Consider the following 23,197-nt stretch of genomic DNA (forward strand, 5'->3'; position numbering starts at 1 on the left):
GCACGCTCTCCTGCTCTCGCGCGAACGAGAGCAGGTTAGGCGTATGAGCGCTTAGCCGCGCTCGCCGCTCCGGACCGGAGCCGAGTAGGTCGGCTGCGTGCTCGTGTTGGCCGGGGCACCCTGATAGTACTGGCCATTCTGGGTGTAGCCGTCCACGCGACCATCACCGTCGCGGTCGGTCCACACGGCGCCAACCAGGCCACCGACCACCGCACCGGCGATCGCACCCTCGAGGATGCCGACGCCCGGGATCAGCGCACCAGCGCCCGCACCCACGGCGGCACCGATGCCGGCGCCAGTCGCGACACGCCCCAGGGTCGAATCATAGCCCTGCGGCTGGCCTTCGTAATACTGGCCGTTCTGGACATAGCCGTCGGCATAGCCGTCGTTGTTGCGGTCGGCCCAGACGGCGCCGGCGATACCGCCGATGGCCGCACCAACAGCTGCACCGGCGATCGGGCTGACACCCGGAACGACGGCACCGACGGCAGCGCCGCCCAGACCGCCAACCGCGGCGCCCGTGGCGGCGTCGGCAAGCGTGTCGTTGTTGGTCGTGGTGCAGGCACCGAGCGAGATGGAGCTGGCCAGCATGATGGCCATTGCAGTCTTTTTCATTATTGCCTTCTCCCGATGGTTGAACGGCAGACCCTGTTCTCCGTCGGCCAGCGAAAGCACAGCCTTGGAAGCAAGTCAGCGCCCCATGAACGCCACTTCGCAGCGAGGGTTCCGGAGGAGAAACAATTCGCTTTGCACCCCAACTTACTCAAGCGAGCTAAGTCCTTGATTAATGGCACAAAGGCCTCCCACGCTAACGTCAGGTCGACGAACTGAAGCGGCGAAGCGTTCGGAAAGGTGGTGCGTGTGCCGACCGAGAGGGCGAATTGGAACAGAAGGTCATTCCCTCCTGCCTGCTTGGGGACATGTGGTCGAGAAGCCGTCGCTCTCCCGCGGTCGCCCTACCTCAGTAGGCACTCTTCACACGGCTCAAAGCGACGCCGCGCTCTTCCAAAGCATATAGGCAGCAACGACGAAGATCAGCGCTGCGAAAACCGTGGTAAGCTGGCCTGCACCCGACAGACGCTTGGCGGCACGCGCGCCTAAGGCGCTGCCCAATATGCCGCCGCCGATGAATGCGCTCGCAAGCAGCCAGTCGACGAGCCCCGAGACCGCGTAATTGAATGCAGTTGTCAGGCCGAAGGCCGTGACGGCCACCAAACTGGTACCCACGGCATTGATCATCGCCATGTCGGTGGAGGCGACGAGGCCCGGGACGATCAGAAAACCGCCCCCGATCCCAAAAAACCCCGAAAAGGCACCTGTGCCCAGACCGTAACCAAGCACCTTGGGCGCGTTTGTCCGGTCGCATTGAGCGCCCGCTGTTCCTTCATGCCGGCGGCGCCGAAGCATGAGAAACCCGACCAGGATCATCTTCAGCGCAAAGAGGAATAGCAGGCGCTGGCCGTCGAAGACCTTCCCAAAGGTGGACCCTGCAAAGGCTCCCAGCACACCAGCCGCCGCGTACATCAGTCCGCAGCGCCAGCGGACATTGCCGGCCCGGGCATGGTTCATCAGGCCCATTGCGGCGTTGACCGCCACTGCCAGCGCACTGGTGCCGATCGCCACGTGCGGGCTCCTGACCCCAACTAGGTAGACCATGAGCGGAACGGCAAGGATCGAACCCCCGCCGCCCACCAGGCCAAGCGAGAAACCGACCAGGGCGCCAGAGAAGGCACCGAGCAGATACTGCAGGGGCTCCAGCATGATGTCAGTGCATCCGGGCCAAGGGCTTCGGGCGGGCCAGCCATTCGTGACCCTTCAGCATGCCGGACCAATAAAGGGGTGGCAGCAGGTCCTTCTTCAACAGCCATGCCAGGCGCGACGGCTTGGTCTCGTCGATCAGCCAAGTCGGGAAGGTCGGCTGGAGGACGCCACCATAGCCGAACTCGGCCAAGATGATCTTACCCTTCTCGACCGTGAGCGGGCAGCTGCCGTACCCGTCATAACCAACCTCCGGAGGCTGGTTGTCGAGCATTCGAAGGGCGTTCACCGCAACAACCGGAGCCTGCTTGCGCACCGCTGCCGCAGTTTTCGCGTTCGGCATGCCCCCCGCATCACCCAAGGCGAATACGTTCGGGTAACGCTTGTGCTGCAGTGTTACCTGGTCGACGTCGACATAGCCGGCGCTATCCCCAAGCGGACTATCTGCGACGACCGCACAGCTCCTCTGCGGTGGAGTGACGTGCAGCATGTCGAACTCGCGGGTGATCTGGCCACCCGCTGATGCAAAGGTCGCTGTCTTGGCGGGCCCGTCGACAGCCACCAGGTTGCTGGCGAGATTGAGGTCGATGCCATAGCGCCGGACAGTCTTTTCCAGTCCCGGAACATAGTCCTTCACGCCGAACAGCACGGCACCGGCGGAGTGGAATTCCACGTTGATCGCCCCAAGCGAGCCTGCAGTCTCCCAGTGGCTGCAGGAGAGGTACATCGCTTTCTGTGGCGCGCCTGCGCACTTGATGGGCATCGGTGGCTGCGTGAACAGCGCCGTACCAGACCTCAGCTGCTGGACCAGTTCCCATGTGTACGGGGCCAAGTCCGCGCGGTAGTTGGAGGTGACGCCGTTCTGACCGAGGGTCTCCGCAAGCCCCTCGACCGCATTGAAATCGAGGTGGTTACCGGTCGCCACCACGAGCAGGCGGTAGGTTATCTGCTGCCCATTCTCCAGGTCGACCGCATTGTTGTCCGGATCGAAGCTGCGAGCAGCTGTCTTCAGCCAGGTGACGCCTCGCGGAATGACGTCGGCCATTCTCCTGCGGACGTCCGCGATTGAGAAGACCCCTGCGCCAACAAGCGTATAGCCGGGCTGATAATCGTGAACGTCGCGAGGTTCGACAATCGCGATGTCGAGACCAGGTCGTCGCTTCAGCATCGAGGCGGCGGCTGCAATGCCAGCAGCCCCCCGCCGACGATGACGACGTCATGCCTGGCCATGGGCGTTTTCCTTATCGGCCGCGCTGGCCTCCAGCAGCGTCCGGAAAGGCTGAAGGTCGAAGCCTTCCTTGGCCGCGATGGAGATGCGTTCGTCGACGGTAAGGTTGCCTTGGTTCGCCAAGGCCCACAGCAGGGTCGATCGCGTGCCGGTTCGGCAGAATGCGGCAATGGGCTTGGGCAGGCGCTCGAGCGCGTCCCGGAAGACTTTCACATCCTGCTCACTGATCTTGCTGGCAACGACCGGAATCTGGATTGCTTCCATTCCGTTCGCGGTCGCGGCGGCCTTGAGCTCGGCCCAGTCCGGCTGATCAGGGGTCTCCCCTTCCGGCCGATTGCCGATGATCGCGCGAAAGCCGCGTTTGGCAAGTTCGCTGACCTCTTCCGCCGTGGGCTGCGAAAGGGCGGTGACATTCGGGGTGAGGACGGCAAGCTTCACGTCAGGCTCCTAAGGTTTGAGAGCGAAATACGCGTTCCGGAACGAGCCGGTGGAGGGCCATGCCCGCGAGCATGGCGAGGACGAACGGAAGGACGCTGAGCGGCGCCAGCGCGAACGATGCGACCGCCGGCCCGGGGCACAGGCCCGCAAGGCCCCAGCCGATGCCGAACAACGCCGCGCCGGCGACGAGCCGGGCGTCGAAGTCGCTGCGGTCAGGGAGCGAAAAGCGCTCGCCGAACAGCGGGCGGCTCATGCGCTCTCGGAAGCGCCAGGCGACCGCCATGACGATCAGCGCTCCGCCCATGACGAAGGCCAGGGTCGGGTCCCAGCGTCCGAACAGGTCGAGGAAGCCGCGGACCCGCGCCGGGTCGGTCATGCCGCCGATCGTCAGCCCGGCCCCGAACAGGGCGCCGGAGACAAGCGGCGGCAGGACCCTACGAATCAGACCCTGCTGCACGTGTTCATCCCCAGCAGGCGATACAACGGGCAGAAGCTGACAAGGCTGGTGGCGATGAACACCGCCGCCACGACAGAGGCGACGATCGCCCAGGTACCGGTGATCTGACCGGTGATGACCAGCACAGCCAGCACCACCGCGATCACGGTCCGGATCATTCGGTCCGGCATGCCCATGTTGCGAGTCATAGTGGTTCTCCTGTCCTTGCCACTCATCCCAACGCGACGTGCGAAAGGCCGACGGTGGCAATGCCGGCCAGCATGAAGGTTGCCGTTGCGACCAATGAGCGGCCGGACAACCGACTGACGCCGCAAACACCATGACCGCTGGTGCAGCCGCTACCCAGGCGCGTCCCGAAGCCGACCAGCAATCCCGCGATCACCAGAACCGGCCACGAAGCGAACTGCGCTTCGGGCAGGCCGAGCAGCAGGGCGACCGCCAGAGCACCCAGCGGGAGTCCGATCAGGAACCCCCATGCACTGGTCATCGCCATGTCGCCGCTGCCGAGGCCGGTCGCCTTGGCAGCGATGCCCGACACGCCGGCGATGCGCCCAGCGCCAAGCAGCATCAGTGCTGCGGCGAGGCCGATCAGCACGCCGCCGATCAGGCCTTGTCCCGGTTGGGCAGTTGCGAAAACTTCGCTCACAGCTGATTCACCGGCAGCTTGAGGTAGCTGACCCCATTCTCGTCCGGCTCCGGCAGGTGCCCGCCGCGCATGTTCACCTGCAGCGAAGGCAGAATCAGCTTGGGCATGGACAGGGTCGCGTCGCGCTGTGTGCGCATGGCGACGAAATCGTCCTCGCTGACACCCTCATGGATGTGAACGTTGCCGGTGCGCTCGGCCAGCATGGTCGTCTCCCACACATACTCGTCGCGGTTCGGCGCCTTGTAGTCGTGGCACAGAAACACCCGCGTTTGGTCCGGCAACTGCATCAGCCGCCGGACCGACCGATACAGGTGACGCGCGTCGCCTCCGGGGAAGTCGGCGCGGGCGGAGCCGTAGTCGGGCATGAACATGGTGTCGCCGACGAACGCCGCATCGCCGATGACGTAGGCCATGTCGGCTGGCGTGTGGCCGGGCACATGCAGTGCAAGCAGCGAAATGTCGCCGATCGTCAGTGTGTCGCCGTCTTCCAGCAGCCGGTCGAATTGCGATCCGTCGCGGGCGAACTCGGTGCCTTCGTTGAATATCTTGCCGAACACACCCTGGACGGTGACGATCTCCCGCCCAATAGCCATCTTTCCGCCGAGCTTCTCCTGCAAATACGGTGCCGCCGACAGGTGGTCGGCATGGGCGTGGGTCTCGAGGATCCACTCCACGGTCAGTCCCTGCTCCTGGACATAGGCGACGATCTGGTCAGCCGAATCGAAGCTGGTGCGACCGGACGGCTGATCAAAGTTCCAGACGCTGTCGATGATCGCGGCCTGCTTCGTAGCGGGATCGCTCACCACGTAGCTGGCAGTGAAGGTTGGCTCGTCGAAGAACGCCTTAACCTGCGGGGCACGGATTACCCCGCGAAGCGAGGCCTCCACCTGCGCGATCGCGGCGTTGAGATTGGCGTCGGCGGGGTAGGTAATGCTTGTCATTCGTCAGTTCCTGCGGTTGCGCCTTCGCGGCCGAGTTCGGGACAGAAAAGGTCGTGGAGGAGCGCCAGCAGCTGCGCGGCCTTGGGATCGCACACTCGGTAAAAGACGGTCTGCGCCTCCTTCCGCGTCGCGACCAAACCCTCTTCGCGCAGCTTGGCGAGGTGCTGGGACAGGGCGGACTGTCCAAGTTCCACACGGCCCTGCAACTGGCCGACAGACAGCTCTCCGCTCTCCGCAAGATGGCAAAGCACCAGCAGGCGGACTTCATTGGCCATAACCTTCAGCAATCCGACGGCGGCCTCAGCCTGTTCGCGGAACTCGATGGTCAGATCAGTTTGCAATTGCTTTTCCATAAGCGGTTTCTTATTTAGTATCTTCTGATGTACGGTCAAGAGCCTGATTGGTGATATTTGAGTGGGTATGCCCTCCCGACCTTACCGACATGTGCCGCAGACCCGGCCCCTCGCATCGTCAAATACGACCGCGAAAGCGCGGGCGGCCCTCTCTCGTCCCTGAGGGACCCAGTCGGGTCGAGAAAGAAGCACTCGCTTGCTAAGCTTTCGTGGAGGAAACCACGAACGGTGGTCGCATCAAATCGTCGTAGCCGAGCGCCTACCGCCGGGCACCGTGCTCCGGGCCGCCGGAGCGGACGAAGCTTACCCCCCTGAGGATTGGGAAAACGCTGGACATAAGCTTCAAGAGCAAGCCACCCAGGAGACACGCCAGCACGGCAAGCAGTATCACCGTCCCGCCTGGTAGCGACGCGGCCCATCGGTCCATTGGAACTGGTCGCCGGACCGCCGACTTCACAGCAGCTCGACGCACCTCCTTCGCCCCCTCAGCCGGTCTGCGTGTTCCTTCGCTGTCCGTCGATGAAGCGAACGCGGTCGGCGTCTCGTTCGGCGAACCTCCGCTCTCCGCTTGGACAAGCGCCGTCGTGAACCGAACTCGATATGCTCTCCGGCCGTCAGACACCACACCACTGATGACCGACGGGGGCCGTCCCAATGCGGTCGCGGTCAGGAGGCTCCCATTCTCACCAAGTCCGACACGGGTCGTGAATGCATCGAGAAAGCCGTTGCTGTCGGGGAAGAAGCGGGCGCGCCTCGGATCGAGGCGGACTCCGGCTGGCACGGCCAGTCTCACCTTTGGCCCCTCGATCACATAGCTGCCGCTCGCCAGAATCCTTCGGGGCATTTCAGCCTGCGCTCGCCGGATCATCGCCGCGTCGCTACCAGCCGTGCCCTCGCCAGCGGTCAGTTCGATCTCAATTGTCGCTTTCCCTGGAACGCATAATGAGTCCGAACAGGCGAGCCAATTCAGCGATGCCTTGATTGGCAGCTTTGATCCGGGCGCGGTCGACGCCGGAATGCGGACCGAGGAAAGCAGCACATGCTCGCCTGCATGGACATAGCTGTTGATCCCGGCGACCCGGAGGATCGTGGGCGCGGGGTGCCGCAAGGGGCCGAACTGGAAACCTGCCGGAGCGGCCCATTCGACCTTTGGCGCGAGGCCGCTGTCCCCGGGATTGGTCCAGTAGCCGTGCCACCCCGCCTGGGGCCGGAAGCGAACACCCAGGGTGATCGTGCTTCCGGGCCTGGGCTCCTCCATGCTCGTCATTAGCGACGCCGCAATGCGCTGACTTCGCGCCTGAGCTGGTGCAGGCCAGAGCAGCAATGCTAGGGGGGTCAACAGCAGCCGCATTCTCGCCTCAGATGCCTTCCGGCTTCAGAGGGATGATCGCCTTGGGTCCGTTCGCCTTGCGCGCATCTGCCACGGCCTTTTGCAGGCCGGCGAGGTCCATGCCGCCCGCGTAAAGCGTGTTGCCGATGATGAAGCCCGGAGTGCCGTCGAGCCCAAGCTGCATCGCCTGCTGATCATTACGCTCCAACAGTGCTTCGACGTCGGCGCTGCGGCCCTCGAGGTCGGCTTCCAGCTTCGCCCAGTTCACGCCGGCCTTTGCCGCGGCCGCTCTCATCGACTGCTCGGTGAGCGGCCTCGGCGCCTTCATCAGCGCTTCGTGAAACGCGGCGTGCTTGTCCTGCCACTGGCTCGCAATGGCCAGGCGCGGCGCAGGCGCTTCTCCAGCTGTTGGAAAGTAGCAGTGTGGATGGCTTGTCCCCGCCGACCTACCGGACCGGCGAACTGCGCCAGCTCGCTGCCGAAACCTTCGCGGACTCTCGCCGCGACCGCCGACCGATGGACATCGCTTTGTCGCAAGCGTTTGTGCGCTTCGCCTCCGACCTTGTCCAAGTCGGCGACACGGGGGTCGCATACGTCGACCCGGCTGCCCGCCCACGCGCGGTCCGCCCGACGATCCTTCTCCTGCGTGCGAGCGAAAGCGGGTCAGTCCAGACCTTCATTGAAACGCTGGCTTGGATGAACCCGATCTATGCTCAACTTCGGCGCGAATTGATCGCCGGTAATCTCGACCCGAGACGGCGGGCACTGGTTGCGCTCAACCTGCAGCGCGCCCAGGCGCTCCCCCGGGGTCCAGCCCGGTACATCCTCGTCAATATTCCCTCTGCGCGCCTGGAGGTGCGTGAAGGGGATCGCATTCTTGAAAGCATGAAAGTGGTCGTTGGATCGAAGCACAGCCAGACACCGGTCATGGCCGGCATGATGCGGTACGCCATCCAGAACCCCTCGTGGCATATTCCAACGGACATCACTCGCGAGAAAGTCGCGCCACGGGTCCTGAAGGGCGGCGGGGCCTATCTCCGGTCGAAGAATTATGAAGTGCTGTCCGACTTCTCCATGAACGCAAAGATCCTCGACCCCGCCACAGTCGATTGGGTCGCGGTCGTCCAAGGCAAGGTCGAAGCCTATATTCGGCAGAAGCCGGGACCGACCAGCGGACTCGGCAAGATCGTCTTCAAGTTTCCCAACGAGATGGGCATCTACCTGCACGACACTCCCGGACGGGCGCTATTCGAGCAGGACGATCGCCTGGCCAGTGCGGGCTGCGTCCGATTGGAGGACGCCGAAGGCTTGTCACGGCTCGTTCTAGGCAACGCCATCAATCATACAGCTACGGAAACTGACAAGTACATCCCGCTCCCACGACCCGTTCCGGTCTACTTGACCTATCTCACCGCCATGCCCTCCGAGAAGCAGGTCGTCGAGCACAAAGACATCTATAACAAGGACCGTTTGTCCTTCGCCAGTTGAAGGCGGGTGCTGGGATGATCAGCAAAGCCATTGTGCAGCCGTCAGTGTTTGCCCCAATGGGCTGGGGCAACAGGTCGAAGTCCACGCACGTCAATTGTTATAAGTTCGAAAAATCGCGCCCACCCCAGCGCTACCAGCAGCCTGCCGGGAAACTAAGCTACCGGGTTGCCCAACGCTTACCCTAATGACCCAGGCAGGGTCAGAGACGACGCGCCACTGCCTAATCGGTCGCGAGTCCTCCAAAGACGCCCGGGCGTCTATCTGCTTTGATACTTTCGTTAAGTACGAACCCGCGGGTTCGACTAAACCCCCCGGCAAGCCCCCCCCAACGCTTCGCATTGAAAGATCGTTGGCGGGGCCCATGATAAGGCGGCACTGCCACGGAGAAACCCGTTGTGCCTTCAGCGGATGCTGGAAGCGCAAGCAAGATAAGGAATGGCGGAGACGGAGGGATTCGAACCCTCGGTACGGGAATCCCCCGTACGGCGGTTTAGCAAACCGCTGGTTTCAGCCACTCACCCACGTCTCCGGATGCGGCAAGGATGCGAGCCTATAGGGGGCCTCGATCGATCCATCAACGCCCAACCTGCATATCGCCCTCAAGCGCGTGCCTTCGATGCTCTGCGATACGCACTAGTAAGCAGCCTGCGCCGCCGCTTGGACTGACGGAAAGCGCTTCCACAAGCTTCAAACGGATGCGGCTCGGCGGCAACGAACGCTTATGCACCCCTGAGATTTTGTGTCGGCAAGCCGACATAGATACGGCCCTAAGTCCTTGTAATCTTTGCTATTGCATCCGATCGGAACGATGGCGTAATGCTTGCGCCTGGCAGGCCCCGACGGGAGGGGTGCGGTTGAAAACACCTGCCGCTGTATTTCCGTGAAGGGGCACATGGATCTTCCGATCGACACCTTGCCTGACAGCCTGTCTGTTGATGTGGTCGAGCTGGGATTTGCCGGCAATCGATTGCTTGCGACGTTGACGGACGCCGATCGTGACCTGCTCCGTCCGCATATGGAGACGGTCGAATTCGTTCCCGGCGACCACATCATGCGCTCAGGCGACGTAGTGGACCGGACGCTGTTTCCCGTCGACGATCTGACCGTGTCGATGATCGTGGAGCTTACGGGCGGCCGCTCGGTCGAGGTTGCATCGATCGGCAAGGAAGGCGCGATCGGTGGGATCGTCAGCTGCGGCTCGGCCCCGGCTTTCACCAATGTTGCCGTGCAGATCCCCGGCAGGGCGGTGGCCGTCCCGATGGAAGTGCTGGAATCGGCCAAGCAGTCGAGCCCGCACCTGAAGAACCTGTTCTGCCGTTATTCGGATTTCCTGCTCGCTCAGGTCATGCAGTCGGTCGCCTGCAATTCCTTTCATTCGATCGAGGCGCGCGCGGCCCGCTGGCTGCTGCACGCGTCCGACCGGGTCGAGGGCGAGCGCCTGCCGTTCACGCAGGAAAGCCTGGCCGGCCTGCTGGGTGTTCAGCGCACCACCGTCAATGCGGTTGCTCGCCTGCTGCAGGAACAGGGTCTCATCTCCTATCGCCGCGGCGCCATTCAGGTGCGCGATCGCAAGGGCCTGACCCGGGTTGCATGCGAATGTTACCGATCAGTCGAGGATCATTTCGCCGCAGTACTCGGCTCCGATCGCCGCGGAGGTTTCGGCTAGGCGATCATTCTCCAGCGCAGCGCAGCGCCGGCGTGGAACGGGGCGAGCGCGGAACCGGCGGCGGGAATCCACTCGGGCACGATGGATGTCGCGTATTCCAGTGTCACCATATCCTCGTTCAGCGGCAGGCCGTAGAAACGCGGCCCGTTCTCGCTGGCGAAGGCCTCGAACCGATCAAGTGCTCCCTCCTCCTCGAACACCTGAAGATAGGATTCGAGTGCATAGGGCGCATTGAAGATACCCGCGCAGCCGCAACCCGATTCCTTGGCTTCGCGCACATGCGGGGCGCTGTCCGTGCCGAGAAAGAACTTGGGACTGCCAGAGGTCGCGGCGGCTCGGACCGCCAGGCGGTGGCGTTCGCGCTTGGCGACCGGCAGGCAATAGGCATGCGGGCGCAGACCGCCGGCGAAGATGGCGTTACGATTGATCACGAGATGCTGCGGCGTGACCGTGGCCGCGATCCGGTCGCGTCCGTCCGTTACGAACTGGGCCGCTTCGGCGGTGGTGATGTGCTCGAACACGATACGCAATTCGGGAAAGTCGCTCATCAAGGGGGCAAGCACGCGCTCAATGAAGACCGCCTCCCGGTCGAAGATGTCGACCGACGGATCGGTCACTTCGCCGTGGACCAGCAGGGGCATGCCGATTTTTTGCATCCGCTCCAGCGCGGGCGCGATGTTGGAAACGTCGGTGACCCCGCTGGCCGAGTTGGTGGTCGCGCCCGCCGGGTAAAGCTTGGCCGCCACCCACACACCCTCAGTATGGCCGCGTTGCAGCTCGTCGGGCGACGCCTGGTCGGTCAAATAGCAGGTCATCAGCGGCGTGAAGCCAGGACCAGCCGCCGCCTCGATCCGAGTGCGATAGGCCGCGGCGGCGGCGACGGTCGTCACCGGCGGCGAAAGATTCGGCATGACGATCGCGCGCGCGAATTGCCGCGCCGAATAGGGCGCCACTGCGCGCAGCATGTCGCCGTCACGTAGGTGGAGGTGCCAGTCGTCCGGACGGCGGATGGTGATGCTTTGCGTTTCCACGGTGCCGCTCTTAGCTAAGCCCCATGCCTGGAACCACCCTCACCGATCGCTCAGTCCTTCGCTTGTCAGGGGAGGACGTACGGGGCTTCCTTCAGGGGCTGGTCACCAGCGACGTGTCCGGTGCGCTGCCGGTATGGACCGGGTTGCTGACGCCCCAGGGCAAATGTCTGTTCGACTTTCTGGTCTGGGCGGATGGCGACGACCTGCTGATCGACTGCGAGCGAGATGCGGCGGATGATCTTACCAAACGCCTGAGTTTGTACCGCCTGCGCCGCCCGATCACGATCGAGCGCGAGACCGGCCTGAGTTCGCATTGGACGATCGTCGGCAGTTTCGGGGAATCCGATCCGCGGCTGGCAGAACTGGGCCAGCGCTGGCTCGCTCCAGCGGCCGGCGAAGACAGTGCCGACGATTCGTGGCGCGTTCACCGGCTGTCGCTTGGCGTCTGCGAAGGCCGCACCGAACTGGGCGATTTGCTCTGGCTAGAATGCAACGCGGGCGAACTGGGCGGGGTCAGCTTCACCAAGGGATGTTTCGTCGGGCAGGAAAATACCGCGCGGATGAACTGGCGGCAGAAGATCAATCGTCGACTGGTGGTGGTGCCAGCGGCCGGGCCGAGCCCGCGGACCAGGGTATACTATTCCGATCTCGGGCTGGCCGTGGAGCATCGTCGGGTCGATGACCTGGCCGGTCTCAAGCTTCCGGAGTGGCTCGCGGGCGCGCTCTGACCATCCGCCACAGCGCGAACAGGCCAATGCCGGCCCAGACGACGTTGAGCGCCGCCGACGGAATGGCCCCGTTCCATCCCGAATTGACGATGAAGCCCACCGCTCCAATTACGTTCATGGCCTGATAGGCGATGCTGCGCGCGCTGAGTTTCCCGGCCGTCAGCAATGCGTAGGCGCCCAGAATCAGTGCAGCCGCGATCCAGCCGATGATCTCGACCGCGACGTTCATCATGACATCAGCTGCTCGAGAACCGGCCAAAGCTGCGGGACGCCGTCCGCACCGCCCGTCGTATCCACCCGTGCGACCGGCACCTTGCGCTTCGTGGCGAACCGTTCCGCCATGTCGCGCCCGGACTGGTCGGTCAGCAGGTAATCATCAGAGCGATTAAGGGCGTGTGGTCGCTTGGTCTTCCGTAACCGGTCCAGCCGTTCCGCGGGGTCGCAGGTCACAAGGACCAACAGGTCAGGCGCCGGAAGTCCCCGTTGCAGCAGCTGCGCGGCACGCGACGATCGCAGCACACTTCGTTTGTGTAGCTTGACCGGCCCCTCGTCGAGCAACACCAGCCTCGCCTCGCCGCGCAAGCGAAGGGAATAGCCGACCGCGCCCAGGAATTGACGTCCGCTGTTACTGAAGACTAGGCCGGGATTTAGCGCGCTCCAGGCGACAATCCCTGGGCAGCGAATGGCCCGGACCACATCCCGCCGTGATGTGCTCCATGCATTCGCCAATCGAAAGGGCACCTGCCGCTCCTCCAGCGCGCGCGACAGCGAGCGGATGAGCGTGCTCTTGCCGCTGCAGGATGATCCGGCAAACTCGACGATCATCCCTGCCGCCCGTCCTTCACCCTAGCTTTGCTCGGCCGGCGGTCAGGCAGCCAAGCGGCGCAGCACGTACGGAAGGATGCCACCAGCGTGGAAATACTCAAGCTCGTTGTAGGTGTCGATCCGGCAGCGAGCGGTGAAGCTGCGGGTGGATCCGTCAGCCTCCGTCACCTGGACCTCGACATCCTGCCGGGGCTTGATCCCCCCGACATCCGCGATCAAAAAGGTTTCCGTTCCGTCCAGGCCGAGGCTTTCCGCCGATTGCCCATCCGGGAATTGCAGGGGCAGCACGCCCATACCGACCAGGTTCGAGCGGTGGATGCGCTCGAAGCTTTCCGCGATCACGGCGCGCACGCCCAGCAACACGGTGCCCTTGGCCGCCCAGTCGCGTGACGATCCGGTGCCATATTCCTTGCCGGCCAGCACGATGAGGGGCGTGCCCTCCGCCTTGTAACGCATGGCGGCATCATAGATCGGCAGCTGCTCGCCGGACGGGATATGCCGGGTGAAACCGCCCTCGACGCCGTCAAGCATCCGGTTGCGAATGCGGATGTTGGCGAAGGTGCCGCGCATCATCACGTCATGATTGCCCCGGCGCGCGCCGTAACTGTTGAATTCGGCACGACTGACCTGGCGCTCGGTGAGCCATTTGCCGGCCGGGCTGTCGAGCTTGATCGCGCCGGCGGGCGAGATGTGGTCGGTGGTGATCGAATCCCCGAACAGTGCCAACGCGCGAGCCCCGCCAACGTCCTCGATCGGCTTGGGCGTCATGGTCATGCCCTCGAAATAGGGCGGGTTGGCAATGTAGGTCGAAGCAGGCGGCCAAGCATAGGTGTCGCCGCCTGTCACCTCGATGCCGCGCCAGCGCTCGTCGCCCTTGTAGACGTCGGCGTAACGGGCGCGGAACAGGTCGGAATGCACATGTGCATCGATCAGCGCGCGGACCTCGTCGTTGGTCGGCCAAATGTCCTTGAGGTACACCGGCGCACCGTTACGGGCGATGCCGATCGGCTCGTTGACCATGTCAGACGTCACGGTGCCCTTCAACGCATAGGCCACCACCAGCGGCGGAGAGGCGAGGTAGTTGGCCCGGCAGTCGGGCGACACGCGGCCCTCGAAGTTGCGATTACCCGACAGGACGGAGACTGCAACCAGATCCTGCTCGTTGATCGCTGCGCTGATCGGTTCGGGCAGCGGGCCGGAATTGCCGATGCAGGTCGTGCAGCCGTACCCGACCAGGTCGAAGCCGATCGCATTGAGGTCTTCCGTCAGGCCGGAACGATCGAGATAATCCGTCACCACCTGGCTGCCTGGCGCGAGCGACGTCTTCACCCACGGTTTGCTGTCCAGTCCCAGCTCGCGCGCCTTGCGGGCGACGAGCCCCGCGGCGATCAGCACGGACGGATTGGATGTGTTGGTGCAGCTGGTGATCGCCGCGATCACAACGTCGCCATTGCCCAGGTCGTGGTCAGCCCCAGCGACCGGCACGCGGTTGTCGAGCGTCTTCTTGTAGGTGCTGGTCAACTCGGAATTGAATTGATCGTCGACATCCGTCAGCAGCACGCGGTCCTGCGGACGCTTCGGCCCCGCAAGGCTCGGTTCGACCGAGGACAGATCAAGTTCCAGAGTGTCGGTGAAGACCGGTTCCGGCGCGTCGGCATCGCGCCACATCCCCTGCGCTTTGGCATAAGCCTCGACGAGCTGAATCCGCTCTTCATCGCGACCGGTCAGGCGCAGATAGTCAAGGGTACGGCCATCGATCGGGAAGAAGCCACACGTGGCGCCATATTCCGGCGCCATGTTGGCGATCGTCGCGCGGTCGGCCAAGGTCATCGCATCGAGGCCCGGCCCATAGAACTCGACGAAGCGGCCCACCACGCCCTTGGCCCTGAGCATCTGCGTCACGGTCAGGACCAGGTCGGTCGCGGTGATGCCTTCGGCCAGCGCTCCCGAGACGCGGAAGCCGACCACTTCGGGGATCAGCATGGAAACAGGCTGGCCGAGCATGGCCGCCTCCGCCTCGATCCCGCCGACGCCCCAACCCAGGACGCCCAGGCCGTTGACCATGGTGGTGTGGCTGTCGGTTCCAACCAGCGTGTCCGGATAGGCGATCGTCTCGCCGTTCGTATCTTCGGCGGTCCAGATGGTCTGGCTGATATATTCCAGGTTGACCTGATGGCAGATGCCGGTGCCCGGCGGCACGACCTTGAAATTGTTGAACGCGGACGACCCCCACTTGAGGAATTCGTACCGTTCGCGATTACGGGCATATTCCAGGTCGACGTTCTGTTCGAAGGCCTTCGGCGTACCGAACTCGTCGACCATGACGGAGTGATCGATGACGAGGTGGACCGGCACCAGCGGATTGATCCGCTGCGGATCGCCGCCCAGGTTCTTCAAGGCATCGCGCATGGCCGCGAGATCGACCACGGCCGGAACCCCGGTGAAGTCCTGCATCAGGACGCGCGCCGGACGATACTGGATCTCGCGGCTGATCCGCCGCTCCTTCTGCCAGTCGACCATCGCTTGCAGGTCCTCGCGGGTGACGGTGGTGCCGTCCTCGAACCGCAGCAGGTTTTCGAGCAGGACCTTCATGGAGAACGGCAACCGGCTGATATCGCCCAGCGCCGCGCCCGCCTTCCGCAGGCTGTAGTAAGCATAGCGCTTACCGCCGACCTCCAGGGTCGTGCGGGTCGAAAGGCTGTCCTGGCCGGTCGGGATCATGGGCGTCGAGTCTCGCTGATGTCTGGTGAAGTTGCGCGGCCCTTAGCAAGCCGTCCGGAAGGCCGCAAACCGCTGGGTCAGGCCTTGACCTTCGCTTTCGACCTCACCGGGCCGCTCTTTCGGGCGCTCGGCTTGCCGGCCTTGTCGACGGCAGCCTTGGCGGTGGCGCGTTCACGCCGATCCCCCGCCTTCTCGCCCTCGGCATCGATTGCCGCCTTCACCTCTTCCTTGAGGGCGACGATCTCCATCTCTTCGAGGTCCTCGATCCCCATCATCTCGTCGCGGGCACCGCGCTTGGCGTGAAGAAGCTCGTCCAGCTTGGCGTGCATCGCGATATCGCGCTTGCGGTCCTCCGCCTCGCGGTCGCCCTGTCGATTGAGCACCATCTGCGACAAAGTGATGGCGAGGATCGACAGAACCGCCGTCAGGATGTCTGCGCGCAGGCCAACCAGGAACCACGCGCCGCACAGCACGATCACTGCGATTTGCATGTAGGGATGGGCGAACAGGTTGCTAACCCATTCGGAGACGCGGTCGCCGATCAGCACCGCCCGGCTTTTCTGTTCTTTCATTACCGCCCCCAAACGAATTGCCGTCGGCAGGGTTGCAGGAGGGAACAAAGCCAGACGCCGGCGGGTTGTGTCCCGGTTACTTCCGGGGATAGTCCAGATGAACCCTACCAACGACTATCAACGTCGCATGGCGTCCCTTGCCCGGGCCGAAGCCGGACGCTTTGGCGCTCGTCCAGATTCGTTCGCGTCGGTTGCCCTTGCCCGCCGCCTCTCCCAGGAACGCTCCGATCGACCGGGCGCCGTTGATCCGATCGCTGCGTCCGCCCCTGCCGCCGCCCCCTGGCTATTGCGCGCCTGAACTAGATCCAGCCACGCCGCTTCAAATACCACAAGGGAATGATCGCGCTCGCCAGCATCAGGGTCAGCGCCATCGGATAACCCCAGGGCTCGTCCAGTTCCGGCATGTGGTGAAAGTTCATACCGAAGATCCCGGCGATCAACGTCGGCGGCAGGAACACCAACGCCGCCCATGAAAACAGCTTCATGGCGGCGTTCTGTTCGACGCTGATGAGGCCCAATGCAGCGTCCAGCAAGAAAGACTGGTTCTCGCCGATGTAGCCGGCGTGATCGAGCAGAGCGGATGCGTCGGTTTGCAGGCTGACGATGTGGTCCCGCGCCCAGCGGCACTCGTCCTGGTTCATTCGGGCCGATCCGTTCAGGAAGCTGAGCAGCCGAACCGCGCTGACCGCTGTCTCACGCGCTCGCGCCAGCAGGGTCTGGCTGCGGCCGATCCGGGTCAGCAGCGCCGTCAGCTGCTTCGCGGGTATGCGCCGCTCGTCCATGTCTTTTGCAAAGATCCCGTTGCTAATCGTCTCCAGCTCGTTGCCCACGCCCTCCAGTTCATCGGCCAGCCGGTCGATGATCGCGTCCAGCAGCCGTACCAGCACTGTCAGGGCGTCGCGGACCAGTTCAGGCTCGTGCCGGACATGCCGGGCGAAGGCGAAGACGGGGCGCGGGCTTGAATAACGGATGGTGACAAGCCGGTTGTCGGCCAGAACGAAGCCGATCGGATCCACCGTCGGCTGGCCCTCGTCCACTCCGCGAAGCACCGACAGCGTCATGTAAAGCGCGTCGCCACGTTCGTAGAGCCGGCTCGACGGCTCGATTTCCGTCAGATCGTCACGGGTCGGGATGGCGATCCCGATCGTTTTCTCGACCAGTCGCTCCTCGTCCCTGGTCGGCTCTTCGAGGTCGATCCAGGTCGCGCCGGCGGGTATCCCCCCGTGGGCGGCCTCGATCAGGCTTCCGTCGCAGTCGGGACCATAGGCGCGTAGCATCACCGCAGGTCATCTTCGCTCCGACCCCGCTTGGCAAGCCTTGGCCGCTCGCCTAGCCACATGCGCGATGAGCAGTACGCCCTCCACTCACGGCCATGACTTCCTGGGCGCCGCGCACCATCGCAATGAACAGCGCACACGCTGGGTCGTCTTGCTGACCGCGGTGATGATGGTCGCGGAAATCGTGGTCGGTACGATCACCGGGTCGATGGCCTTGGTGGCGGACGGCTGGCACATGGCGACCCATGCCTTGGCGCTCGGCGTCGCGGCCTGGGCCTATTGGCTCGCCCGGCGCTGGGCTCGCGACCCCCGCTACAGTTTCGGCACCGGCAAGCTCGGCAGTCTCGCCGGCTTCGCCTCTGCGCTGGCGCTGGCGGCGGTGGCGGTCGGGATCGTGTGGGAAAGCGGTAGCCGGTTCTGGGCGCCCCGACCGGTCGACTATCTGGAAGCCATGATGGTCGCGGTGCTCGGCCTCATAGTGAATTTGGCCAGTGCCTGGCTGCTCGGAGGTCATGGACATGGGCACGATGACCACGGCCATCATGATCATGGCCACCATCACCACGATCACAACCTTCGCTCGGCGTATCTCCACGTCCTGGCCGACGCATTGACGTCCGTCCTGGCGATTGCCGCGCTTGCCGCCGGCTGGTGGCTGGGCTGGCGCTGGCTCGACCCGGCGGTCGGCATCGTCGGCGCGGTGGTGATCCTGATCTGGAGCCGCGGCCTGATCGCCGACACCGCCGGCGTGTTGCTCGACCGGGTGCCGGATCAGGCGCTGTGCGACCGTCTCCGCTCCGCCATCGAGGGGCCGGGTGACGTCCGCATCCATGACTTCCATCTGTGGCAGGTGGGACCTGGCCACTATGCCAGCATCGTCGCCGTGACCGGCAAGGTCACCCCCGCCGAGGTCCGTCGCCGGATCGGTGACGACCGCCGCCTCGTCCATCTAACCGTCGAGGTCGAGTGAAGCGTTCCGCCGCGCGGCCGCTGATCGCCGCCGCCCTCCTGATCCTGGCCACTGCTGCCCTGCTGTGGCTGATGGGCCGGCCCCCGATCTGCACCTGCGGACGGGTGGAGTGGTGGGGCGCGGTCGGGCCCGAGCAAAGCCAGATGCTGGCCGACTGGTACAGCTTCAGCCACGTCATCCACGGCATCATCTTCTACGCTCTGTTCGCCCTCCTGCTTAAAAAGGTCCCCGCCGAGCGTCGGTTTCTCTATGCCACCACGATCGAGGCGGCGTGGGAGCTGGTCGAAAATTCACCGGTGATCATCAATCGCTACCGCGAGGCGACCATTGCGCTCGGTTACACCGGCGACAGCATCCTGAATTCGGTCAGCGATATCCTGATGATGGGCATCGGCTTCTGGCTGGCGCGCAAGCTGCCGGTCTGGGCGACGGTCGCTCTGGTCATCGTGCTGGAACTGATCCCGCTGCACGTCATCCGCGACAATCTCACGCTGAACGTCTGGATGCTGCTCGCACCCAGCGAAACCATCCGCGGCTGGCAGGCCGGCGCCTGAACGAACGCTTCAGCGCCCCAACATCAGTTCGGGCTTGACCACCCGGTCGAACGTTTCCTCGTCGACCAAGCCCAGCTCCAGCCCCGCTTCCTTCAGCGTCTGCCCCTTCTTGAGGGCGTGCTTGGCGATGGTCGCTGCGTTGTCGTAACCGATCTCCGGCGCCAGCGCCGTGACGAGCATCAGCGAACGGTCCACCAGCGTCTTGATGTGAGACTCGTTGGCCTGCATCCCTTCGACACAACGCTCAGCGAAGCTCACCATGCCGGTCGCCAGCAGCGACATCGATCGCAGCACATTGGCCCCGATCAGCGGCATGAACACGTTCAGCTCGAAATGCCCCTGCATGCCGCCGACGGTAACCGCCTGGCCGTTGCCGATGACCTGGGCGCAGACCATCGTCAGCGACTCCGCCTGGGTCGGATTGACCTTGCCGGGCATGATCGAGCTGCCCGGCTCATTCTCCGGCAGGCTGAGTTCGCCAAGGCCGGAACGCGGGCCGGAGCCCAGGAAGCGGATGTCGTTGCCGATCTTGGTCAGCGCGACCGCCAGCGTCACCAGCGCGCCATGAAAGAACACCAGCCCGTCGCGGGCGGCCATCTCGGCGAACTTGTTCGGTGCTGGGACGAACTTCGATCCGGCAATGTCGCTGATCGCCTGGCACATGTCGTCGGCCCAGCCCTGCGGGGCGTTGAGGCCGGTGCCGACCGCTGTGCCGCCGATCGCCAGTTTGCGCAGGTTCCCCTCCAGCGCGCCGGTGATCCGGGCCCGGCAGCTGGCGAGTTGCGCCGCATAACCGGAAAATTCCTGGCCAAGCGTCAGCGGCGTCGCATCCTGTGTGTGCGTACGGCCAATCTTGATGATGTGGTCCCAGGCTTGGGCCTTAGCCTCCAGCGCGGCGTGGAGCTGGTCGAGCGCCGGGATCAGTTCCCGCTCCGCGGCCAGCACGGCCGACACATGCAGCGCCGTCGGGAAACTGTCGTTCGACGATTGCGACTTGTTGACATGGTCGTTGGGGTGGACCGGCGACTTGCCGCCCTTCCCCTGGCCCAGAGCGTCGTTGGCTATGCCGGCGATGACCTCGTTCACGTTCATGTTGGTCTGGGTGCCGCTGCCCGTCTGCCAGATCGACAGCGGAAACTGGTCGTCATGCTTGCCCCGGACGATCGCGTCCGCCGCCGCTTCCATCGCGTCGGCCAGGCCAGCGTCGAGCCCATGCTTGCGGTTTACCCGCGCCGCCGCCTGCTTCACGATCGCCTGCGCCCGCACCAGCCCGATCGGCATGCGTTCCCGCTCTCCGAACGGGAAATTGCCGAGCGACCGCTGGGTCTGGGCACCCCAATAACAATCGGCCGGGACCTCGATCGGGCCAAAGCTGTCGGTTTCGGTTCGAGTATTGGTCATGCGTTCCTCAAGCGGTCGTGTGGGTCGTCCTTGCGAGGAGCAAAGCGACGAAGCAATCCAGATTCTTGCCATGGATCGAGCCGGCCGGATCGCTTCGCTACGTTCGCAATGACGAACGGCGCCGCCGATCCGGGAATCACTTCTTGCGCGTGAAGTCCACCGACACGACGTTGGAACCGTCCTCCGCCGGCTTGGCCGCGGGCAGCGCGTCGTCCGAACCGTCATTTTCCGGCGCGTCATGTTCCTCATGACCCTCGCCGTCGGCCCCGTTCGCCTGAAACTTGAGGCTGAAATCCACCGCCGGATCGACGAAATCGGTCACCGCCGCGAACGGCACCCGAAGCGTGGAAGGGACGCCGCCGAAGCTCAGCCCCACCGTGAAGAAGTCCTTCTGCACCTTCAGGTCCCAGAAGCGGTGCTGGATGACGATGGTCATCTCGTCCGGGAAACGCTGGGACAAATGCTTGGGGATCTCGACGCCCGGCATGCGGGTCTTGAAGGTGATGTAGAAATGGTGGGTGCCGGGCAGCGTGCCACCCGATTGCTCGACCTCGGTCAAAACACGCCCCACCACGTCGCGCAGGGCTTCCTGCACGATTTCATCATAGGGAATCAGGCTCTCGGGCGTCTCGTCGACCATCGCCGTCCGTGGTAGCGGGGTGGGCTACAGGGTCAACCGGGGAAACCGACGTAATGCCGATCGATCACACGCTGCCGTACGACGATTCAAACGCTTTCGCCAGAATCCTGCGCGGCGAGCTGCCGGCCAGGAAAGTCTATGAAAACGACCATGCGTTGGTCATTCACGACATCAATCCGCTCGCCCCCGTCCACCTGCTCGCAATCCCCAAGGGCGCCTACGTCAGCTGGGACGATTTTTCCGCCAAGGCGTCCGACGCGGAACTGGCGGCATTGACCCGAGCCGTCGGCGAAGCAGCCCGCGTCGTGGAGGCGAACACCCAGGGCTACCGTGTCCTTGCCAACACCGGCAAACGCGCCGGCCAGGAGGTCGCACACCTCCACATTCACATCTTTGGCGGGCAGCCCCTGGGCCCAATGCTGGCGCGCTAAGGCAACATAAGCGCGACAGCTTCCTTTCCCGCCGGCTTCGGGGATTGCGCGCTCCGTTTCAGCCGCTAGGCTCCGCCCCCGACGAGAAGGGCCCACTGGGAGGGCGCCCGATCAAGGGGAATCGAATGAAGTTCGCTCGAGTCAAACCGCTCGACGCCATTCTGGCCACCGCGGAAAAGAAATCACTGCACCGCTCGCTCGGCGCAATCCAGCTGACCCTTTTCGGGATCGGCTGCGTCATCGGCACGGGCATCTTCGTGCTGACCTCGGCCGGCGCACAGAAGGCCGGTCCCGGCCTGATGCTCGCCTTCGCCATCGCCGGGGCGATCTGCATCGTCGCCGCCCTCTGCTATGCGGAGATCGCGGCGATGATCCCGGTCGCAGGCTCTGCCTACACCTATACCTATTCGGTGATGGGGGAGCTTCTGGCCTGGACGGTCGGCTGGGCGCTGGTGCTCGAATATGCGGTGGCGGCTTCGGCCGTGTCAGTCGGGTGGTCGGGCTATTTCTCGGGCACGATCCTCAACGAATTCCTGGGCATTCAGCTACCGGCCTTTCTTGCCGCCGGTCCGCTGGCGCTCGGGGGGGCGCCCGGCGGACTCATCAACTTGCCGGCTCTGATCATCGCCTTGCTCGTCACCTGGCTGCTGATGATCGGCACCAGCGAGAGCGCCAAGGTCAACGCCGTGCTGGTGGCGATCAAGGTCACCGCGCTGACGGTTTTCATCGTGCTGACCCTGCCGGCGGCTGAGGCCGATCACTTCAACCCGTTCCTTCCTGCCGGCGTCTTCGGCGGGTTCGGTTCGGGCGTGGGCGCGGTGGGCGCCGCGGCGACCATCTTCTTCGCCTATGTCGGCTTCGACGCGGTCTCCACCGCGGCGGAGGAAACCCGCGATCCGCAGCGCAACGTGCCGATCGGCCTGGTCGGCAGCCTGTTGATCTGCACCATCTTCTACATCCTGGTCGCCGCCGGCGCGATCGGCGCGTCCCCCACCGGCGGTCAGCCGATCATGGGCCCGGGCGGCGTGCCCTTCCCGGCCGGCTCGGAAGAGCTCGCCCGCCAGTGCGCCCTGCCGCAGTATAGCGATTGGCTGGTCTGCTCCAACGAGGCGCTTGCTCACGTCCTGCGTGAGATCGGCTTCTCGGGCATCGGCAACATGCTCGGCATCGCGGCCTTCGTCGCCCTGCCGTCGGTGATCCTGATCCTGCTGTTCGGCCAGACCCGCATCTTCTTCGTGATGAGCCGCGACGGGCTTCTTCCCGAAAAGCTGTCGAGCATCCATCCCAAGTGGAAGACGCCATACATCGTGACCGCGCTGACCGGCATGGTGGTGGCGATTGCCGCCGCCTTCCTGCCGGTGGGCGCATTGGCCGACATCGCCAACGCGGGCACGCTCTATGCCTTCATGATGGTCGCAATCGCGGTCATGATGCTGCGCAAGAAGGAGCCGAACCGCCCCCGCAAGTTCCGCACCCCGGCGCTGTGGCTGCTGGGACCGGCGACGATCGCGGGTTGTATCTTCCTGTTCCTCAACCTGCCGTTCGAGGCGATGATCGTGCTTCCGATCTGGGCCGCGGTCGGACTCGTGATCTACTACCTCTACGGCTACCGCCACAGCCATCTGGGCAAGGGCATCGTGGAAGTGCCGGAAGCCGACGTCGACAAGCTGGCGCCGAACGTGGCCGGCGTCGGCGGCGAAGGCGGCTCCCCCGGCGCCTGATCGCATCGGCACACCATGGGC

Annotated in this window: 24 protein-coding genes, 1 tRNA gene and 2 pseudogenes; 7 read left to right on the forward strand and 20 right to left on the reverse strand. The window is 64.3% G+C overall.

The features are described 5' to 3' along the window. Positions 1-51: 51 nt before the first annotated feature. The 11 genes and pseudogenes from AC4GYS_RS01935 to AC4GYS_RS01985 form a co-directional block, all read right to left on the reverse strand. Positions 52-615: a YMGG-like glycine zipper-containing protein gene (locus AC4GYS_RS01935; protein ID WP_491107425.1), complete on the reverse strand. Its 564-nt coding sequence runs from the start codon at positions 613-615 to the stop codon at positions 52-54. A 369-nt stretch (positions 616-984) separates the two neighbouring features. Then, positions 985-1,761, reverse strand: a complete 777-nt coding sequence (locus tag AC4GYS_RS01940; protein WP_491107426.1) for a sulfite exporter TauE/SafE family protein — start codon at positions 1,759-1,761, stop codon at positions 985-987. Between the two features lie 4 nt (positions 1,762-1,765). Continuing rightward, complete coding sequence (locus AC4GYS_RS01945; RefSeq protein ID WP_491107427.1) at positions 1,766-2,926, reverse strand: NAD(P)/FAD-dependent oxidoreductase; 1,161 nt, start codon at positions 2,924-2,926, stop codon at positions 1,766-1,768. A gap of 48 nt (positions 2,927-2,974) precedes the next feature. Then, positions 2,975-3,424, reverse strand: coding sequence for a protein tyrosine phosphatase family protein (locus tag AC4GYS_RS01950; RefSeq protein ID WP_491107428.1), 450 nt, complete (start codon positions 3,422-3,424; stop codon positions 2,975-2,977). Position 3,425: 1 nt separating this feature from the next. Next, positions 3,426-3,881 (reverse strand): DUF6691 family protein, encoded by a 456-nt coding sequence (locus AC4GYS_RS01955; protein WP_491107429.1) that lies wholly within the window; start codon positions 3,879-3,881, stop codon positions 3,426-3,428. After that, entirely contained in the window at positions 3,866-4,069 is a 204-nt protein-coding gene (locus AC4GYS_RS01960) for a YgaP family membrane protein (protein WP_491107430.1), read from the reverse strand. Before AC4GYS_RS01960 ends, AC4GYS_RS01955 begins: the two co-directional genes overlap by 16 nt. A gap of 23 nt (positions 4,070-4,092) precedes the next feature. Further along, the gene (locus tag AC4GYS_RS01965; protein WP_491107431.1) at positions 4,093-4,527 is read right to left on the reverse strand and encodes a YeeE/YedE family protein; all 435 of its coding nucleotides are present in this window, start codon (positions 4,525-4,527) and stop codon (positions 4,093-4,095) included. Further along, complete coding sequence (locus AC4GYS_RS01970) at positions 4,524-5,468, reverse strand: MBL fold metallo-hydrolase (RefSeq protein WP_491107432.1); 945 nt, start codon at positions 5,466-5,468, stop codon at positions 4,524-4,526. The genes AC4GYS_RS01965 and AC4GYS_RS01970 overlap by 4 nt, the downstream gene beginning before the upstream one ends. Beyond that, positions 5,465-5,821, reverse strand: coding sequence for an ArsR/SmtB family transcription factor (locus AC4GYS_RS01975; RefSeq protein WP_491107433.1), 357 nt, complete (start codon positions 5,819-5,821; stop codon positions 5,465-5,467). Before AC4GYS_RS01975 ends, AC4GYS_RS01970 begins: the two co-directional genes overlap by 4 nt. Before the next feature lie 259 nt (positions 5,822-6,080). Next, a complete protein-coding gene (locus AC4GYS_RS01980; protein WP_491107434.1) occupies positions 6,081-7,088 on the reverse strand; it encodes a protein-disulfide reductase DsbD domain-containing protein in 1,008 nt (335 codons plus the stop codon). A 91-nt stretch (positions 7,089-7,179) separates the two neighbouring features. Beyond that, positions 7,180-7,554: pseudogene (locus tag AC4GYS_RS01985) on the reverse strand (DsbA family protein); the annotation flags it as partial. Here AC4GYS_RS01985 and AC4GYS_RS01990 point away from each other — a divergent pair. After that, positions 7,539-8,639 (forward strand): annotated as a pseudogene (locus AC4GYS_RS01990) (L,D-transpeptidase family protein); the annotation flags it as partial. The pseudogenes AC4GYS_RS01985 and AC4GYS_RS01990 sit on opposite strands and share 16 nt — an antisense overlap. Before the next feature lie 436 nt (positions 8,640-9,075). Here the strand turns inward: AC4GYS_RS01990 and AC4GYS_RS01995 are convergent. Beyond that, a tRNA-Ser gene (locus AC4GYS_RS01995) sits at positions 9,076-9,168 on the reverse strand. A 363-nt stretch (positions 9,169-9,531) separates the two neighbouring features. Here AC4GYS_RS01995 and AC4GYS_RS02000 point away from each other — a divergent pair. Further along, a complete protein-coding gene (locus AC4GYS_RS02000; RefSeq protein ID WP_491107435.1) occupies positions 9,532-10,305 on the forward strand; it encodes a Crp/Fnr family transcriptional regulator in 774 nt (257 codons plus the stop codon). On the opposite strand, the gene pyrC is transcribed toward AC4GYS_RS02000, so the two are convergent. After that, positions 10,302-11,336 carry a dihydroorotase gene (pyrC, locus tag AC4GYS_RS02005; RefSeq protein WP_491107436.1) on the reverse strand — a complete coding sequence of 345 codons (1,035 nt, stop codon included), beginning with the start codon at positions 11,334-11,336 and terminating at the stop codon, positions 10,302-10,304. The genes AC4GYS_RS02000 and pyrC overlap by 4 nt on opposite strands. Before the next feature lie 23 nt (positions 11,337-11,359). On the opposite strand from pyrC, the gene ygfZ reads away from it, so the two are divergent. Beyond that, complete coding sequence (ygfZ, locus tag AC4GYS_RS02010) at positions 11,360-12,064, forward strand: CAF17-like 4Fe-4S cluster assembly/insertion protein YgfZ (protein ID WP_491107437.1); 705 nt, start codon at positions 11,360-11,362, stop codon at positions 12,062-12,064. On the opposite strand, the gene AC4GYS_RS02015 is transcribed toward ygfZ, so the two are convergent. The 5 genes from AC4GYS_RS02015 to AC4GYS_RS02035 form a co-directional block, all read right to left on the reverse strand. Next, positions 12,030-12,296 (reverse strand): CBU_0592 family membrane protein, encoded by a 267-nt coding sequence (locus AC4GYS_RS02015; protein WP_491107438.1) that lies wholly within the window; start codon positions 12,294-12,296, stop codon positions 12,030-12,032. The genes ygfZ and AC4GYS_RS02015 overlap by 35 nt on opposite strands. Beyond that, positions 12,293-12,889, reverse strand: a complete 597-nt coding sequence (locus AC4GYS_RS02020; RefSeq protein ID WP_491107439.1) for a P-loop NTPase family protein — start codon at positions 12,887-12,889, stop codon at positions 12,293-12,295. Before AC4GYS_RS02020 ends, AC4GYS_RS02015 begins: the two co-directional genes overlap by 4 nt. 42 nt (positions 12,890-12,931) lie before the next feature. After that, positions 12,932-15,610, reverse strand: a complete 2,679-nt coding sequence (gene acnA, locus AC4GYS_RS02025; RefSeq protein WP_491107440.1) for an aconitate hydratase AcnA — start codon at positions 15,608-15,610, stop codon at positions 12,932-12,934. A 77-nt stretch (positions 15,611-15,687) separates the two neighbouring features. Further along, on the reverse strand, positions 15,688-16,182 hold the full coding sequence (locus AC4GYS_RS02030) for a low affinity iron permease family protein (protein ID WP_491107441.1): 495 nt from the start codon (positions 16,180-16,182) through the stop codon (positions 15,688-15,690). 299 nt (positions 16,183-16,481) lie between these two features. Further along, positions 16,482-17,459: a magnesium transporter CorA family protein gene (locus AC4GYS_RS02035; protein ID WP_491107442.1), complete on the reverse strand. Its 978-nt coding sequence runs from the start codon at positions 17,457-17,459 to the stop codon at positions 16,482-16,484. 67 nt (positions 17,460-17,526) lie between these two features. Between AC4GYS_RS02035 and dmeF the strand changes: the two genes are divergently transcribed. Continuing rightward, entirely contained in the window at positions 17,527-18,429 is a 903-nt protein-coding gene (gene dmeF / locus AC4GYS_RS02040; protein ID WP_491107443.1) for a CDF family Co(II)/Ni(II) efflux transporter DmeF, read from the forward strand. Beyond that, positions 18,426-18,983, forward strand: a complete 558-nt coding sequence (locus AC4GYS_RS02045; RefSeq protein ID WP_491107444.1) for a DUF2585 family protein — start codon at positions 18,426-18,428, stop codon at positions 18,981-18,983. The genes dmeF and AC4GYS_RS02045 overlap by 4 nt, the downstream gene beginning before the upstream one ends. A 9-nt stretch (positions 18,984-18,992) precedes the next feature. On the opposite strand, the gene fumC is transcribed toward AC4GYS_RS02045, so the two are convergent. Then, on the reverse strand, positions 18,993-20,384 hold the full coding sequence (gene fumC, locus AC4GYS_RS02050; RefSeq protein ID WP_491107445.1) for a class II fumarate hydratase: 1,392 nt from the start codon (positions 20,382-20,384) through the stop codon (positions 18,993-18,995). A 136-nt stretch (positions 20,385-20,520) separates the two neighbouring features. After that, entirely contained in the window at positions 20,521-21,024 is a 504-nt protein-coding gene (locus tag AC4GYS_RS02055; protein WP_491107446.1) for an SspB family protein, read from the reverse strand. Between the two features lie 53 nt (positions 21,025-21,077). Here AC4GYS_RS02055 and AC4GYS_RS02060 point away from each other — a divergent pair, with 53 nt between their 5' ends. Next, the gene (locus tag AC4GYS_RS02060) at positions 21,078-21,455 is read left to right on the forward strand and encodes an HIT domain-containing protein (RefSeq protein ID WP_491107447.1); all 378 of its coding nucleotides are present in this window, start codon (positions 21,078-21,080) and stop codon (positions 21,453-21,455) included. Positions 21,456-21,580: 125 nt separating this feature from the next. After that, complete coding sequence (locus AC4GYS_RS02065) at positions 21,581-23,176, forward strand: amino acid permease (protein WP_491107448.1); 1,596 nt, start codon at positions 21,581-21,583, stop codon at positions 23,174-23,176. The last annotated feature ends 21 nt before the right edge of the window (positions 23,177-23,197 follow it).

Source organism: Sphingomonas sp. SP1 (assembly GCF_058313395.1).